The organism is Helicobacter sp. MIT 03-1616 (assembly GCF_000765685.2).
GTDB lineage: Bacteria > Campylobacterota > Campylobacteria > Campylobacterales > Helicobacteraceae > Helicobacter_C > Helicobacter_C typhlonius.
Map to the genome: position 1 here is coordinate 1 of NZ_JROY02000033.1, position 1011 is coordinate 1011.

Annotated in this window: 2 protein-coding genes; both read right to left on the reverse strand. The window is 35.2% G+C overall.

Annotated elements, in window-relative coordinates; genetic code table 11:
- Positions 1-150 precede the first annotated feature (150 nt).
- The gene (locus tag LS67_RS10065) at positions 151-606 is read right to left on the reverse strand and encodes an outer membrane beta-barrel protein (protein WP_328590463.1); all 456 of its coding nucleotides are present in this window, start codon (positions 604-606) and stop codon (positions 151-153) included.
- Positions 518-793 (reverse strand): hypothetical protein, encoded by a 276-nt coding sequence (locus LS67_RS10070; protein ID WP_231944738.1) that lies wholly within the window; start codon positions 791-793, stop codon positions 518-520. The genes LS67_RS10065 and LS67_RS10070 overlap by 89 nt, the downstream gene beginning before the upstream one ends.
- Positions 794-1011: the final 218 nt, after the last annotated feature.

Consider the following 1011-nt stretch of genomic DNA (forward strand, 5'->3'; position numbering starts at 1 on the left):
TTAGTTTCCAAACAAAAAAGTATCAAAAGTCTTTAGAAAATTTAAAAGATTTTAGGAAGTTTTGAGTTTTAAACCCCCAAGGGCGTAAAGCCTTTGGGGACAAAATGAGGAGATAAATATAAGAAAGCTTAAATTTAGATTCTAAAATTCTTAGAAGCTAAAGATATAGCGTAAGCCTACATTGTAGTTGTGTGTTGCTGTTACTTTTAAACCATCTTTATTAACAAGAGTTGTAGCGACAAAAGGTACACGAGCAGCTAATTCTATGCCGTGAGCTTTAGCAATCTCTGTGCGCAAACCAACATTAAGAGCAGCACCAAAGCCACTTGTTGTTACTTTTGCGCCAAGTCCTGCCATGTCATCTTTAAGACCTGTAATAAGGCTGCCACTCCAGCTATTAAGACCTAAGCCAAGCCCCAAAAATGCACCAAAGCTTAGAGAATCATCAGCGATAAAATTATAAAGTGCATCAACATTTACACCAAAATTCATCACATTTGCTTTACGCTTTATACCCTCAATTTTCTTTTCTCCTGTAGTAGATGCAAAGTTTGCATAATAAGCGCAAACCAAAATTTGGAGTAAAGAATTGCTTATAACCAGCAATCACTTCATAGCTTAAACCATCTAGACTTTGTTTCCCACCACCGTCACCAGGACTTGTAACTTTCATTGTGCTTCCACCATATCCTAGCCCTACACCCACAAAAATGCCATTTTCTTCAGCTACAAGTGCAGAACTTGATAATGCTAAAGCCACTACTGAACTTACAAGTAATTTTGTAGTTTTCATTAAACCACCTTTCATAAAATTGATTTTGTATTATAAATAATACGGGTTCAATTCTAGCCCCCTCCCCCCCCCTTTTTTTTGCTTAAAACAAAAACTTTAAAAGTGTTTCTTATGATTAAGTATAGAGAAAAGTAACATTTTTCTATCTTTTAGGTAGAGAAATAGGGAGGTTGTAGGAAGTGTTTTAAAGTATTTGATTTATGCTTGAAAATGTGTAT

Excerpts from the sequence above, each read along its gene's own strand:
- LS67_RS10070 (WP_231944738.1), bottom strand. The coding sequence starts at position 793 with ATGAAAACTACAAAATTACTTGTAAGTTCAGTAGTGGCTTTAGCATTA.